The sequence below is a fragment of the Shinella sp. H4-D48 genome (genome assembly GCF_022637395.1).
In the GTDB taxonomy this organism is placed as follows: domain Bacteria; phylum Pseudomonadota; class Alphaproteobacteria; order Rhizobiales; family Rhizobiaceae; genus Shinella; species Shinella sedimenti.
Genome location: NZ_CP093338.1, coordinates 340,931 through 356,031, shown reverse-complemented (window position 1 = coordinate 356,031; position 15,101 = coordinate 340,931). Strand labels below are relative to the sequence as shown.

The following is a 15,101-nucleotide window of genomic DNA, read 5'->3' as shown; positions in this document are numbered from 1 at the left end:
AGCGGATGGTGTCGACATTGTCGCACATACGGGAGATCGAGCGCGTCGGAATGGGGGCGGTCAGCCCGCGTGATGCGCCCGTCGTCCAGTCCTGGCTGCGCTGTCTCAACGACTACAAGCTCGATCCGACGGTCGCGCAGGAAGCCTATATCGTTCCCGAGCTGAAGCTGCGCGAACATCGTGAGCAGGCGGAGGAATTGATCCGCATCGGCCGATCCGGCCTCGAAACCCTGTTCAATCAGATCGCCGAGCAGAACTATGTGCTGCTCCTGTCGGATGCGCGGGGCGTGACCGTCGACTTCATGGGCGATCCGACCTTCGACAACCAACTGCGCCGGGCCGGCCTCTATCTCGGTTCTGAATGGTCGGAGAGCCGGGCGGGTACCTGCGCGGTCGGCGCCTGCCTCGTCTCTGGCGAGCCGGTGATCATTCATCAGGACGACCATTTCGATACCAGCCATATCGGCCTCACCTGTACCGCTGCACCCGTTTTCGACACGCTGGGCGACCTGACGGCCGTGCTCGACATATCGCAGCTACGATCGCCGACAGCCAAGGCAAGCCAGCAACTCGCGCTGCACCTCGTCGCCTCCACGGCGCGCCGCATCGAGCTTGCCAACCTTATGACCCGCACCCGCAACGACTGGGTGCTGCGGCTCGCGCGCTCGCCGGAATTTCTGGACGTCGACCCGGATGCTGCCATCGCACTTGATGGCAGCGGGCGCATCACGGGCATGACCCACGGCGGCTTCGGCGCGCTTGCACGGTCGATGAACCTGCGCGGCTTTTCCACACGGGATTTCCTGGGGCAGTCGATTTCTCAGGTTTTCGATATCGATGTCGATGATCTGCCCCGTTTCATGCGCGGCAGGCCCAACGGCGAACGATTGATACGGGCGCGCAACGGACTTGTGCTGTTTGCCAGCGCCATCGCGCCCGCCGTTAGCCTGCGTGGGCCCGCCGCGCCTGAACCGCGCCTGCCGCGAGTGTTGCGTGATCTGAGTGGCGGAGATATTGCCATGGAGCGCGTGCAGGCGCGTGCGGCAAAACTTTCTGCCCGCGACATCCCAATCCTCATCCAGGGCGAGACCGGCAGCGGCAAGGAGTTTCTTGCGCGCGCAATTCACGACAGTTGCGCCAGTCCGGGCAGCTTCGTAGCGGTCAATTGCGCTGCGATCCCTGAGCATCTCATCGAGTCCGAACTTTTTGGATACGTGCCGGGTGCCTTCACCGGCGCCAATCCAAAGGGCAAGCGCGGCTTGATCGAGGAGGCGAGTGGTGGCACGCTGTTCCTCGACGAGATTGGCGATATGCCGCTTGCCCTGCAAAGCCGGCTCCTGCGGGTCCTCTCGGAAAATGAGGTGCAGCCCGTTGGCGCGCTGAAGGCACGGCCGGTTCGCCTGCGCGTGCTCTCCGCTTCTCATCGCGATCTCGCCGAACTCGTGAAGGAAGGCCGCTTCCGTCAGGACCTCTACTATCGCCTCAACGCCGCGACGCTCAGCCTGCCACCGCTGCGCGACCGAACCGATTTGGGCTGGCTGATCGGCCAGCTTCTCGGACGGATCGAGAAGGAGAATGGGGAGGCCTATCGTCTGGACAAGGATGCGCGGGCGGCGCTTCTGTCGCATGCCTGGCCGGGCAATCTGCGCGAGCTTTCCAATGCGCTGCGGGTCGCTGCGGCTCTGTCGGACGGTGGTCTCGTCACACCGGATTGCCTGCCTGATCACATTTTCGCTGTGTCCGCGCCCGCAGCCGTGGACGATGGCGGAGCCTTGCGCCGCGCGCTGAGCGAGTGCGGTGACAATGTCTCCGCACTCGCTCGCAAACTCGGTGTCAACCGGTCCACGGTCCATCGCCGTCTGAAGCGCCTCAGCTGATGCAACACCTGCAACACCTGTTGCGGGCGATCTGGTGCATTTGATGGATGCCTTCGCGAGGCCTCGCTGCAAGCTTTTGATAGCAATCAAGAAATAGGCATGTCAGTTTTCTGGCACGGCGCTTGCTGTCCCTCCTGTGCAAGAACAACATCAGGAGGAAATGCCAATGAAAGCTCTGCGCTTTCACGCCGCCAAGGATCTGCGTATAGATACTATCGACGCTCCGTCGTCGCCGGCCCCGGGCGAGGTGCTGATCGAAAACCGCTTCTGCGGGATTTGTGGCACGGATCTGCATGAATATGCCTACGGCCCGATCTTCGTGCCCAAGGAACCGCATCCCTTTACCGGTGCCCATGGCCCGCAAGTCCTCGGTCACGAATTCGGCGGCGTCGTCAAAGCCGTCGGCGACGGCGTCAGCCATGTAAAGCCGGGTGACCGGGTGTCGGTGCAGCCGCTCATTATGCCGCGGCATGGCGACTATTATGCCGACCGCGGCCTCTTTCACCTGAGCAGCGGCCTCGCGCTTGTGGGGCTTTCCTGGCATTCCGGCGGCATGGCGGAAGCGTCGCTTTTGAATGACTACAACGTGCAGCCAATTCCCGACGATTTGAGCGACGAGGAGGCGGCCCTCATCGAGCCGACGGCGGTTGCCGTATATGCCTGTGACCGCGGCGGTGTAACGGCCGGCAACAGCGTGCTCGTGACCGGTGCCGGGCCGATCGGTATCCTTGTCGCCATGGCAGCGCGGGCGGCCGGAGCCTCGCAGATATTTCTATCCGATCTCAACGATACACGGCTGGCGCTGGCCCGCGTGGCGCTGGGCGAGGTCCGCACCATCAATCCGAAGACGGAAAAGGTTGGTGACGTGATCCGTGCGGAGACGGAAGGCGGCGTCGGCTGTGACGTCGCGATCGAATGCGTCGGCAACGAGCATGCGCTGAAGAATTGTGCCGATGCGGTTCGCAAGCAGGGCGTCGTGGTCCAGACAGGGCTTCACCCGGGCGAAAATCCGTTGAACTGGTTCGATGTTACGTTCAAGGACATCGATATCCGCGGTTCCTGGGCCTATCCAACCCACTACTGGCCGCGCGTCGCCCGGCTGATCGCCAGTGGCCAGATTCCGGCTAAGCGCATCGTGACGAAATATGTCTCGCTGGGCGAGGCTGTCACTGAGGGGTTCGACCAGTTGCTCGACCCTGCCGGCCAGCATTTGAAAATTCTGATCGACCTGTCCCGATAGGCCGGTCCGTTCTGCGGGGCGGTTGAGGAGCCGTCCCGTTTTTCCACTGAGCAGGAGGAGAAACTATGCTCGATAAAACCGCCACCACTCGCGTCCAGACGCTACTCGATACACTCGGCACCGCCCTAGCCGCCGGCCGGATCGACGACGCTGTCAATCTCTTCGCAGAAGAATGCTATTGGCGCGACCTCGTTGCCTTCACCTGGAACATCAAGACCGTCGAAGGACGCGATCAGGTGCGGGATATGCTGCAGTCGCAGCTGTCGACGGCCAGGCCGTCCGACTGGCGCGTTGCTGCAGGCGAGGAGGCTACGGAAGCCGACGGCGTGCTGGAAAGCTGGATTACCTTCGAGACGGCGACCGGGCGTGGCTACGGCCTGGTGCGCTTCAAGAACGGCCTGATCTGGACGCTGCTCACCGCGCTTTCCGAACTGAAGGGACACGAGGAGAAATCCGGCTTCACCCGTCCGCTCGGTGCCAAGCACGGTCAGGATCTCGGTGCCAAGACATGGAAGGAAGAGCGCGAAGAGGAGGAACGCACGCTCGGCTATGAAAAGCAGCCCTATGTCGTCATCATCGGCGGCGGGCAGGGCGGCATCGCGCTTGGCGCCCGGCTGCGCCAACTTGGCGTGCCGACCATTATCCTGGAGAAGAACGACCGTCCCGGCGATAGCTGGCGCAAGCGTTACAAGTCTCTCTGCCTGCACGATCCCGTCTGGTACGACCATCTGCCCTATATCGACTTCCCGAAGAACTGGCCTGTCTTCGCGCCGAAGGACAAGATCGGTGACTGGCTGGAATTCTATACAAAGGTGATGGAGCTGAACTACTGGACACGCTCGACCGCCAAATCGGCCAAATGGGACGATGCAACGAAAGAATGGACAATCGTCGTCGAGCGTGACGGCGAGGAACTGGTGCTGCGGCCGACGCAACTGGTCTTTGCCACCGGCATGTCCGGCAAGGCGAATATCCCGGACTTCAAGGGCCGCGAGCGGTTCCGCGGCGAACAGCACCATTCCTCCCAGCATCCGGGACCGGATGGCTACAAGGGCAAGAAGGTGGTGGTGATCGGCTCGAACAATTCGGCGCACGATATCTGCGCGGCGCTCTACGAGGCCGGTGTCGATGTCACGATGATCCAGCGCTCAACGACCCATATCGTGAAATCCGGCACGTTGATGGATATCGGTCTCGGTTCACTCTATTCCGAGCAGGCCCTGGAAAACGGGGTGACGACGGCAAAGGCCGATCTCATCTTCGCATCATTGCCCTACCGGATCATGCACGAATTCCAGATCCCGCTCTATGACAAGATGCGCGAGCGCGATGCCGATTTCTACGCCGCGCTGGAAAAGGCCGGCTTCCAGCTGGACTGGGGCGCGGATGGCTCTGGTCTCTTCATGAAGTATCTGCGCCGCGGCTCCGGTTACTACATCGATATCGGCGCCTCTCAGCTGATCATCGACGGTAAGGTGAAGCTGGCTGCGGGTCAGGTCGAGGAGATCACGGAAAACGCCGTCAAGCTCTCGAATGGCAAGGAAATTCCGGCCGATGTCATCGTCTATGCGACGGGCTATGGTTCGATGAATGGCTGGGTGGCCGACCTCATCGACCAGGCGACCGCCGATAAGGTCGGTAAGGTGTGGGGGCTTGGCTCTGACACGCCCAAGGATCCCGGTCCGTGGGAGGGCGAGCAGCGAAACATGTGGAAGCCGACGCAGCAGGAAGCGCTGTGGTTCCATGGCGGAAACCTGCACCAGTCGCGCCACTATTCGCAGTATCTCTCTTTGCAGTTGAAGGCGCGGCTGGAAGGCATCCCCACTCCAGTCTATGGCCTCCAGGCCGTTCATCACCGAAAGTAGAGCGCCCAGATCAGGCGGCCCGCCGAGGCCGCCTGCCATCAGGACTGTTCGGACACGCTTCCGGTGATGAAAGCCCGAGCAGTTATTTCGGGAACTGCAACACGTCTAGTGGTTTGTCGGTAACCGTTTCTCAGTCTTCGCATCGAAGAGATGGACGCTCTCCGGATTGCCACGGAAATGCAGGGTCTGGCCGACCTCAAGCTTGCTGTTGCGGGGAAATTCGACACTCAGCATCTTCGAATGCCCGATTTCGATGTAGCCGTAGGTCTGGCTTCCCAGGCATTCGGCAACAACCAGTTCTCCGCTGAACCAGGCCTCGTCGGGCGAACATTGCGCGATATCTTCCGGTCGCAGACCGACGACAACGGATCTGCCGTCGTTGGCCACACCAGCCGCTCCTTCAAATTTGATCGTCCGACCAAGGATCTGAAGCGCACCACCCGATAGGGTTGCCGGAAGCGTGTTCATAGTCGGGCTGCCGATGAAGCGCGCCACGAACAGGCTGGCCGGGTTGTGGTAAAGGTCCAGCGGCTTGCCGATCTGCTCGACGACGCCGCCGTTCATGACGACAATCCGGTCGGCGAGCGTCATGGCCTCCACCTGATCATGCGTGACATAGACGGTGGTGGCCTTCATGCGATTGTGCAGCTTGGCGATTTCCAGGCGCATTTCCACCCGCAATGCAGCGTCGAGGTTAGAGAGAGGCTCATCGAAGAGGAACGCAGCCGGTTCACGAACGATTGCGCGGCCCATGGCGACGCGCTGGCGCTGCCCGCCCGACAGCTGGGCCGGCCGCCGCTCGAGGTAATCCGTGATCTTCAGGATCTCGGCGGCGTGCTGGACCCTGCCGCTTATGTCCGCGTCCTTATTGCCGCGCATCTTCAGGCCGAACGACATGTTCTCGCGCACGCTCATATGCGGATAAAGTGCATAGTCTTGGAAGACCATCGCGATATTGCGCTCTGCGGGCGGCAGCAGATTGACCACCTTGCCATCGATATTGAGTTCTCCGCCCGTGATTTCTTCCAGGCCTGCAATCATCCGCAGCAGCGTGGACTTGCCGCATCCGGACGGCCCGATGAGCACTAGAAACTCGCCGCTCTGTATGTCGATGTCGATATCATGAATGACTTTTAGATTGCCGTACGACTTCCGGATTTCCTTCAGTGCAATTCCAGCCACGATTTCCTCCTAAGCGCAACTTTCGTGCTTGACGATCATTATCGATGTCAATATCGATAATGATAAGTTCACGAATACGCAACAGCTCAGGCAGGTCACGATGGCGTATTTTCCACCCAGGCAGAAAAATACCAAATCTCCTAAGTCCGGCGCCGCATTCGATGCCTTGAAGCGCGACATCATGTTGGGCGTGCTCGAGCCTGGCACCGGTTTGACCGAACTGGAGCTTGCCGCGCATTTTCAGTGCAGCCAGGGGACTGTTCGTGAGGCTTTGCTTCAGCTGCAGGAGGAGGGGCTCGTCCTTCGCAAAGGGCGCCGCGGGACGCAAGTTTCCGAGTGCACCGAAGACGAGGCGATCGAGATGTTTCGGCTGCGCCAGCAGATCGAAGGCAACGGAATGGTGCGGGTGATGCGCTCGCCAAGTCGCACATTGATCAAAGACTTAAGTGAACTTCTTGACAAGATGCTCAAAGCGGCTGCCGCGGCTGATGAGCTGGAGCTTGCTTCATTCGACCGCGATTTCCATCGTCGTCTCTTCGAGGACGCCAACCTGCCGGCACTCGATCCCATCCTGCACCGTTGCCTGGTTCACAATCATCGGTTCAAGATTTCTCGCAGCCCGATGTCTCGGGATCTCGAGGCGACTGCACTTCGCCATCGCAGCATCATCGAGGCTATCGGAAGCGGGGATGCGGGCCGCGCAGCCGCGTCCATGCAGCATCATATCGCGACGATCGTTGATCTCGGGCCTGAAGTGTTCCCGGAGACCGTGCAGTGAGCGCCGGCCCTGACATGTCAGGCGTACTGTCGCGCGAAACCGTTGCCTTGGTTGAAAGGGTGCTCGCGGAGCTCGGGCCCTTACCGGATCCGACAACATTGCCGCCAACGGAAGGGCGGGCGCTAGCCCTCTTCGCCAACGCGCGCTGCAACGTCGATTTGCCGTCTATGCAAGGTGTTTACGAAGTGTGGGTCGAGGAAGATGCCGAGCTCGGTGCCACGCGATGTCGTTTGAAGGTCCTCGTGCCGCCGGGTGCCGCAGAAGGCGCGATACTCTTCGTTCATGGTGGCGGTTTCGCTTTCTGCTCGCCGGAAACCCACGAGCGTTGCGCCCGCGTCTTGGCAATCGAAAGCGGCATGCCGGTCGTATTGCCCGACTACCGGCTTGCCCCGGAAGATCCGTTTCCGGCCGGCTTGAAGGATGTGGTGTCGGCCCTTCGCAGCATGTTCGATGTCACGGCAAGCGCTGGCATTTCACGCGGTCCGTTGCTGATATCCGGCGATTCCGCAGGCGCCAACCTCGCGCTCGCGGCCATGCTGCATGAGCTGGCTGCGGATCGTGCGCTTCCGGATGGTGCGCTGCTTTTCTATGGCAATTATGCGCGCTCGTTCGAAACGCCGTCCTATATTCGCTTCAGCGAGGGGCCTGGCCTGACCCGCGCTAAGATGCAGCGCTACTGGTCTTTCTATGCCGGCGAGCAGGCAATCGAGGTCCATCCTTTGGCATGCCCTCTGCTTGCCTGCGATGACGCACTCGCAGCCTTGCCGCCGCTTCATCTGATGGCGGCGGCGGTCGATCCGTTGCTGTCCGATACCTTGATTTTGAGCGAGCGCCTCAAGGCGCTCGGGAGAGACGACGAACTGAGCATCGTCCCCGGCGTCATGCACGGTTTCCTGCAAAACACATACGAACTGTCTGCCGCACGGGAGGCTCTGGCGGCGGCAGGGCGGGCAGCAAGGCGGCTAACCGGCCGCATCTGATCTATCAACTCGGAGGAGGAAGACATGAAAATTCTGAAAACACTCGCACTAGGCGCCGTTCTTGCGGCGTCCGCTGCCTTTACCCAGGCTCAGGCTGAGACCGTCCGCTTCTGGTATCACTTCGACAACCCGGCCAATCCGATGGGCGATCTGGTCAAGAAATTCGAGGCCGCCAATCCGGGCATCACGATCGAAGCAGAAAATGTGCCGTGGAACAGCTACTACGACAATCTCTATACATCGCTTGTCGGCGGTAACGCGCCTGACGCGGCGATGGTGAAGCTTTTTGCGCAGCCGCGACTTGTGGAGATGGGCGCGCTTGAGCCGCTCGCGGAACGGATCGATGCCTGGCAGGGCAAGTCTGACCTGCTCGACAACGTGCTCGAACTGAACAAAGGGCCGGACGGCACGCAATATTACCTGCCGATCCAATATGTCGTTCTCTACCTCTATTACCGGACGGACCTGTTCGAAGCGGCTGGTTTGCAGCCGCCGAAGACCTGCGAAGACTTCCGCGACGCGGCCATCAAACTGACGAAGGCGCCTGAGACCTATGGGTTTGGCCTGCGCGGCGGCAAGGGTGGCTGGGACCAGTGGGGTGCGTTCGTGATGTCGCAGGGCGCCGAACTGAAGCCCGGCGGTCTCGTCAATCCCGAGGCTATCGCCGCAAATCAGTGGCTGATTGATCTGTTCCAAAAGGACAAGGTTATTCCGCCGTCCGCCCCGAACGACGGCTTCCAGGAAATCATCGCCGCCTTCAAGTCGGGCAAGACGGCCATGACCATTCACCACATAGGCTCTTCCAAGGATCTGGTAGCGGCTTTGGGCGACAAGGTTTCTGCTGTGCCTGTGCCAGCCTGCGGCAATGGCCGGTGGACATCCTACGGTGACGAGTCCCTGGCGATTTTCTCGAATTCCGAGGTGAAGGACGCAGCCTGGAAGTGGATCTCCTTCCTTGCAGAAGGCGAGAACAACGTCGCATTCAACAGCGCGACGGGCCAGATGACGGTGACCAAGAGCGGCTCGGCCGACTGGAAGCTGCATGAACGGCGGTTTGTGGATGCAACGGTCCAGTCCCTGCCGTTCGCGAAGGTTTTGCCTCAGACTTCAGCCGTCTCTGAATTCGTCAACACGGCTTGGCAGACGAACATGCAGCAGGCGCTGACCGGCCAGATCACGGCGGCGCAGATGATGGAACAGCTCCAGACGCTGTTTGCCGAATAACACACGCTACCGCATTGCCCCGACATCCGTGTCGGGGCGCTTCCCCCGGCCTTGAAATGGAGGCAGGAGCAGTCATGTCTTTGTCGAATATATCCCCCGTAAAGCGTCATTCGATCTTCGCGTGGCGGTCGGAACGGCTTCTTCCCCATCTTCTGCTTGCACCTGCCGTCGCCGTCACCCTTGTCATCGTCTTCATGCCCATGGTGCAGGCGGTCTGGACGAGCTTCTACGATCTCATCCTGTTCAAGCCGAATGCCAGCAAATTTGTCGGTTTCGGCAACTATGTGAAGCTTTTCAATGATCCCGTCTTCTGGACGGCGCTGTGGAACACGCTGCTGTGGATCGGCCTCACAGTTCCCTTGCAAATGGGGCTTGGCCTTTTCGCCGCCCTGCTTCTGAACAGAGAGTTTCCGTGGCGCGGCCTGGCGCGCGCGCTGATCATCATTCCGTGGGCGCTACCCAGTGTGGTCATCGCGCTGATGTGGCGCTGGATCTATGACCCGAACACGGGCGTTCTGAACGATATCCTGGTCTATCTGTCGATCGTTCAGACCGCCGTGCCGTGGCTCGCCGATCCCGATGTTGCAATCTACGCCATCATAGCGACGCTGACCTGGCAGGGCTTTCCCTTCTTCGCAGTTATGATCCTGGCGGGCCTGCAGGGTATTCCAAAAAGCCAGTACGAGGCCGCATCGATCGACGGGGCTTCCGCCTGGAGGCAGTTCATCCACATAACATTGCCGGGCATCGCGCCGGTCCTGGCGACGGCCGGCCTGCTTCGGGTGATATGGGTCGCCAATTCCATGGACGTCATCTTCGTGATGACTGGTGGTGGGCCGGGCTATGCGACGCACACGCTGCCGCTATACGCCTTCATCAAGGCCCGCCAGAATCTCGACTTCGGCTACGGTACGTCGATAGCCGTCACTTTCACCATTCTTCTGGGTGCGTTCGTGGTCCTTTATCTCGCCCGCACCATGCGTGAGGTAGAACGATGACGCAGCAAAGCACGCTTCGCCGGATCGTCACCACCGACCTGCCGGTTTTCTTGATCGTTCTCTTCGCCATGGCGCCGTTCGTCTGGATGATCCTGACATCGCTGACGCCAACGGCGATACTGTCGGCTACCGGTGTCTCGCTTTCGCCGATGGGCTGGAGCATGGACAACTATATCAGGCTCTTCGAGCAGACTTCTTTCCTGAAGAACATGCTCGACAGCCTCATCATCGCCGGCGGGACAGTCGTTGTCGGCCTGCTCGTTTCGGTGACGGCCGCCTATGCCTTCTCCCGGTTTCGCTTTACCGGCCGCAAGCTGCTGATGATGCAGTTTCTGTTGATCAACATGTTCCCGATCGTGCTGTTGATCCTGCCGCTCTTCGTTCTCATGCGCAGCATCGGCATTCTCGACACGCATTTCGGCCTGATCCTCGCCAACGCGACGGTGGCCATTCCCTTCGCGGTCTGGATGCTGACGAGCTATATCGCCGCGATCCCCAAAAGCCTCGATGAGGCGGCGATGACGGATGGATGCTCCCGGCTAACGGCCCTCCGCAAGGTGGTTCTGCCACTGACCATGCCGGGGATCATATCGACGGGCATCTACATCTTCATCACGGCGTGGAACGAATATCTCTACGCGTTGACGCTCGGCGGCCGAAACGTGCGGCCGGTGACGGTCGCGATCCAGACACTGATCGGGGAATATCAGATCGAATGGGGCTTGCTGGCGGCAGGCGCCGTGGTCGGTGCGATGCCGGCAACGATCCTGTTCCTGCTCGTTCAGCGCCGTCTGATCGGCGGCCTGACCCAGGGTGCCGTGAAGGGGTGACGGTCGGTCGCGAAACCAGCCTAACAATGAATGTTATACGAGTGAAAAGGAAAGACAGATGAACCCCGTCGGGTTGATTTCCATGCAATATGCCAGACCGTTCACCGCTGAACACTTCTCGCTCTTTGCGAAGATGCGCGACCATGGCTATGACTTCGTCGAGCTTCTCGTGCCCGAAGTCGGCGAGCTCGATATCGCTGAGACCCGGAGAGCGCTGGACGATGCAGGCCTTGGCGTCGTTCTCGCCGCCCGTGTCAATCTGCAGCGCAACCTGTCCTCCGCCGAAGCCGAAGCGCATCGATCCGGGATCGACTATCTGAAATACACCGTCGATTGCGCCGCCGGCCTTGGCGCGACGATTGTCGGCGGGCCCTTGACCGGTAACCCGCTCGTTTTTGCAGGCCGCCCCCCGCAGCCGGTTGATGAGGCCGAACGCCTCGCGCGAAAGGACCGATGCGTCAGAGGCTTGAAAGAGGCGGGAGACTATGCTGTCAGCGCAGGCGTTCTTCTCGCGGTCGAGCCGCTGAACCGTTTCGAAAGCGACGTGCTCTGCACAACGCAGCAGGCGATGGAATTGCTCGACGCCGTTGACCATCCGGCCGTAAAGCTCATGCTCGACACTTTCCATATGCATATGGAGGAAAGCTCGCTGGGCGAAGCCATCCGTCTCGGCGGCGATCGCCTGGTGCATTTCCAGGCCAACGAGAACCATAGAGGCTTCCCCGGTACCGGGCAGACCGACTGGGTCGAGGTGTGCCGCGCGCTACATGCCGTCGGCTACAAGGGGCCGATCTCACTCGAACCCTTCCGCCGTTCCGATGACCGTTTCGGTGTGCCTTTCGCCCAGTGGCGTGCGCCGCACGAGGACGAGAGCGATCGTCTTGCTGCATCCAGCGCCTTCATCAAGTCCCATCTCCTGCTTACGGAATATCGTCGATGACTATGAAAATCGGTTGGATCGGTTGCGGCATCCACGCCACCCAGATGCTGCTTCCGCAGCTTGTACGCCACGATGTCGAGCTCGTCGCGCTCTGCGACATTGATGCCGAACGCCTCAGGAGTGCCGGTCGCCAGTTTGGCGTCAGGAACCTCGTAACCAATGTCGAGGACCTGCTGAAGACGCCGGGTATCGATGCGGTCGGCATGGCGGTCGGGCCGGACCAGCACCTTGCCTTCGGTAAGGCTGCACTGGAGCGCGGTCTGCCGGTCTTTATGGAGAAACCGCCGTCGGGGTCGGCGGCCGGCGCGCGCGAACTTCTTGCAGCCTCTGAAAAGGCGAAGAAGCCACTGTTACTCGGCTTCATGAAGCGCTATTCGATCGGCAACCGGATGGCGGCAAACATCGTCAAATCCGGCCGGTTCGGCGACGTGCTCGGCGTGACGGGCTATTACATGACGGCGCCGGGCTACTTCGCCGGCAATGTCGACTACACCGGGTTTTTCCTGCACCACTGCGTGCATTACATGGATCTGGTGTCCTTCCTTGTTTCGCCAGTCCGTTCGATCTCTGCCCGTAAGGTGGAGAAGACGCCGGGCCGGGTGCTCTTCCATGTCGGCTTCGAATTCGAATGCGGCGCGATCGGGAACATTGCCATGGGCACGATCCAGTCTCGCGGCACGCCGGTCGAACGCATCGAACTCATGGGCGACCACCAGCGCATCGAGGTCGATGACGTTATCGAGATCAAGTGGCATCGCAATCCACCCTTCAAGATCGACGATCTCGGTGCGACCCTCTCGGAGGACTGCGACACGCTGACTTGGAAGCCGAATTTCACGGCGGCTGCCAACGAGGATCCGAAGGGTTACCATTCCCTGTTGGCCGATGTCGTCCCGGCGCTTGGTGGCGCCTCGACGCCGGCGCCGACCATCGCAGATGGGGTGATCGCCATGGAGCGTTTGGAAACCCTGCGCCGCGAACTGGATCTTTAGGTATCGAACTGCGGCCCCGGAACGTCCGGGGCCGGCTCTTCACGAGGAACAAAACGATGGCTGTTGCCCTGACCCCGATACTCCAGTTCGGAACGAGCCGTTTCCTTCTCGCCCATGCCGATCTGTTCATATCCGAGGCTATGGAACAGGATGAAGCGCTTGGGTCCATCACCGTCGTGCAGACGACGGGCAACCCGGTCAGCGCCCGCCGGATCGAGGCTCTTGCCGACGGGCAAACCTATCCGGTGCGAATCCGCGGCCTCAAAGATGGGAAGACGATCGACGAAGTGCGGCAGGGCAGGGCCATATCACGGGCGCTGTTCACCGGAACGGACTGGCCTGCCATCGTTAGCGCCGGGATCGCCGCGGACGTCATCCTCAGCAATACCGGGGACAGGGGCTATGATCTGGACGACGGCGATGATGTCTCGCTCCTTTCCGAGCCGGACAGGGTTCCGGCAAGCTTTCCCGTAAAGCTGCTGACGCTGCTTCATGTACGCTGGCGCGTGCGGCCGGAACAGCCCTTGTCAATTTTTCCCTGCGAGCTCGTACAGCGTAACGGCGACAAACTGAAGGCGATCATCCTGACGATCGCCAAGGATTGGAACCTGTCACCCGACTTTCTCGGCTACATCGGGCGGCAATGTCACTTTGCCAACAGTCTGGTCGATCGGATCGTGTCTGAGCCGTTGGAACCGGTTGGAGCGGTTGCCGAGCCCTATGCGCTATGGGCTATCGAGGCGCAGGAAGGTCTTGTTCTTCCCTGTCGGCACCTTTCCGTAGTCGTGACCGACGATCTTGATCGTTACGAACATCTGAAGCTGCATATTCTCAACCTCGGCCACAGCTATCTTGCAGAACGTTGGCTTGCGGGCAATCGTCCCCGAGACGAGACGGTGCGCGAAATCATGGCGGACACCGCCGTCCGTCGCGACCTGGAAACCGTCTGGCGTGAAGAGGTCGTGCCGGTTTTCGCTTTGGACGGAATGCAGGCCGAAGCCTTGAGCTACATCGACGAGGTGCGCGAGCGGTTCCTCAATCCTTATCTCGATCATCGCCTTTCTGATATCGCAGGCAATCATACCGAAAAGAAATTGCGACGCATCAAGCCTATGTTTGACAGGGGGCAGGCTGCGAAGCCGCCGATAGCCCAACCCCTTCTTGCAGCCGCTCTGGAGGCCGCGCATGGGTGACGACAGCAAACCTCGTCAAACCCGCGCCATGGCGTAGCAACGGCCAGATTTTCGAACCTGTTCGCCTACTCCGATCGCAATCCAGCCGATTACATCGTTGAAATCACCTGACATCCAGATAGTAAGGCTTTTGGAAACCTGGATTTTACGAGGGAAGGACCTTCATTATGTTGACTATCCGCCGTCTGGACATCGAAGATGCTCGCATCCTGATTGCGGGCGCCCGCGCCAAGGCAGAGGAAATCGGGGTGCCGATGTGCATAGCCATCACCGATGAGTCGGGCCAGTTGCTTGCGTTCGAGCGTATGGATGGCGGAAAGATCACGAGTACCATCATCGCACAGGACAAGGCCTACACAGCCGCGGGCGCGAAGCGGACGACCGAGAGCTATGGATCGGCAAGCCAGCCGGGCAACCCTGCCTACGGCATCAATTCCGCAATCGGTGGTCGTCTGATGGTGGTTGCTGGCGGACTGCCGGTTATAATCGATGGTGACGTCGTGGGCGCCATCGGCCTCAGCTCCGGTACGCCGTCGCAGGATACGCAGTGCGCCCAGGCTGGTATCGATCATTTTTTGGCAACGAGAGGATAAGGAAGCCGCAAAGGCAGCATTTCCCCCATGCGTGGTCCAGTGAACCGCACAAGGTTGCTGGGCCACCGGAGGCCGGAATTCTCGGCTTTCAAAAACGAACTAGCGGCCGGCCCGCCGGCCTTGACCGCAATGAGCGGTTCGCGCGCGCATTGCCGCGCGGTATGATCGGCTCGCCCGAGACGTTTCCTAACACCGAGAACCACAGGACGCGCAAGCTGTTCGATCCTGCGACGCAAGGCGCCGGGGAGGTAGATGGCAGCGTCGAGCGTTTGCCGCATCCGGTGACTGCATTCAGTCTTCAGACAAATAATAGTTTTTTCTCAAATAATTGCGCCGGAGGTCCGTCGGTCGCTGGTCACGGCTTCTTGCCGGGGATCGATATCCCATGGCATATTCTATGAGATAGTTA

The 15,101-nt window shown here is 60.4% G+C and carries 13 protein-coding genes; 12 read left to right on the top strand and 1 reads right to left on the bottom strand.

Annotated features, from left to right (window positions below; all coding sequences use genetic code 11):
- The first annotated feature begins 5 nt into the window (after window positions 1-5).
- From MNR02_RS18665 to MNR02_RS18655, 3 genes are all read left to right on the top strand, one after another.
- Window positions 6-1,877 carry a sigma-54-dependent Fis family transcriptional regulator gene (locus tag MNR02_RS18665; protein WP_241949473.1) on the top strand — a complete coding sequence of 624 codons (1,872 nt, stop codon included), beginning with the start codon at window positions 6-8 and terminating at the stop codon, window positions 1,875-1,877.
- 166 nt (window positions 1,878-2,043) lie between these two features.
- Window positions 2,044-3,117, top strand: a complete 1,074-nt coding sequence (locus MNR02_RS18660) for a 2,3-butanediol dehydrogenase (RefSeq protein WP_241949472.1) — start codon at window positions 2,044-2,046, stop codon at window positions 3,115-3,117.
- 65 nt (window positions 3,118-3,182) lie between these two features.
- The gene (locus MNR02_RS18655; protein ID WP_241949471.1) at window positions 3,183-4,982 is read left to right on the top strand and encodes an NAD(P)/FAD-dependent oxidoreductase; all 1,800 of its coding nucleotides are present in this window, start codon (window positions 3,183-3,185) and stop codon (window positions 4,980-4,982) included.
- Window positions 4,983-5,087: 105 nt separating this feature from the next.
- On the opposite strand, the gene MNR02_RS18650 is transcribed toward MNR02_RS18655, so the two are convergent.
- Window positions 5,088-6,164 (bottom strand): ABC transporter ATP-binding protein, encoded by a 1,077-nt coding sequence (locus MNR02_RS18650; RefSeq protein ID WP_305854558.1) that lies wholly within the window; start codon window positions 6,162-6,164, stop codon window positions 5,088-5,090.
- 100 nt (window positions 6,165-6,264) lie between these two features.
- Between MNR02_RS18650 and MNR02_RS18645 the strand changes: the two genes are divergently transcribed.
- The 9 genes from MNR02_RS18645 to MNR02_RS18605 all read left to right on the top strand — a co-directional run bounded on the left by MNR02_RS18645 (window position 6,265) and on the right by MNR02_RS18605 (window position 14,692).
- Window positions 6,265-6,942: a GntR family transcriptional regulator gene (locus MNR02_RS18645; protein ID WP_371746774.1), complete on the top strand. Its 678-nt coding sequence runs from the start codon at window positions 6,265-6,267 to the stop codon at window positions 6,940-6,942.
- Window positions 6,939-7,922: an alpha/beta hydrolase gene (locus MNR02_RS18640; RefSeq protein ID WP_241949469.1), complete on the top strand. Its 984-nt coding sequence runs from the start codon at window positions 6,939-6,941 to the stop codon at window positions 7,920-7,922. Before MNR02_RS18645 ends, MNR02_RS18640 begins: the two co-directional genes overlap by 4 nt.
- A 24-nt stretch (window positions 7,923-7,946) precedes the next feature.
- Window positions 7,947-9,146 (top strand): sugar ABC transporter substrate-binding protein, encoded by a 1,200-nt coding sequence (locus MNR02_RS18635; RefSeq protein ID WP_241949468.1) that lies wholly within the window; start codon window positions 7,947-7,949, stop codon window positions 9,144-9,146.
- 56 nt (window positions 9,147-9,202) lie between these two features.
- Window positions 9,203-10,144 carry a carbohydrate ABC transporter permease gene (locus MNR02_RS18630; RefSeq protein WP_371746773.1) on the top strand — a complete coding sequence of 314 codons (942 nt, stop codon included), beginning with the start codon at window positions 9,203-9,205 and terminating at the stop codon, window positions 10,142-10,144.
- Window positions 10,141-10,974, top strand: coding sequence for a carbohydrate ABC transporter permease (locus MNR02_RS18625; protein ID WP_241601436.1), 834 nt, complete (start codon window positions 10,141-10,143; stop codon window positions 10,972-10,974). The genes MNR02_RS18630 and MNR02_RS18625 overlap by 4 nt, the downstream gene beginning before the upstream one ends.
- 58 nt (window positions 10,975-11,032) lie before the next feature.
- Window positions 11,033-11,914 carry a sugar phosphate isomerase/epimerase gene (locus MNR02_RS18620; RefSeq protein WP_241949466.1) on the top strand — a complete coding sequence of 294 codons (882 nt, stop codon included), beginning with the start codon at window positions 11,033-11,035 and terminating at the stop codon, window positions 11,912-11,914.
- The gene (locus tag MNR02_RS18615) at window positions 11,911-12,906 is read left to right on the top strand and encodes a Gfo/Idh/MocA family protein (RefSeq protein ID WP_241949465.1); all 996 of its coding nucleotides are present in this window, start codon (window positions 11,911-11,913) and stop codon (window positions 12,904-12,906) included. Before MNR02_RS18620 ends, MNR02_RS18615 begins: the two co-directional genes overlap by 4 nt.
- 56 nt (window positions 12,907-12,962) lie before the next feature.
- The gene (locus tag MNR02_RS18610) at window positions 12,963-14,099 is read left to right on the top strand and encodes a mannitol dehydrogenase family protein (protein ID WP_241949464.1); all 1,137 of its coding nucleotides are present in this window, start codon (window positions 12,963-12,965) and stop codon (window positions 14,097-14,099) included.
- A gap of 167 nt (window positions 14,100-14,266) precedes the next feature.
- A complete protein-coding gene (locus MNR02_RS18605) occupies window positions 14,267-14,692 on the top strand; it encodes a heme-binding protein (protein ID WP_241949463.1) in 426 nt (141 codons plus the stop codon).
- The last annotated feature ends 409 nt before the right edge of the window (window positions 14,693-15,101 follow it).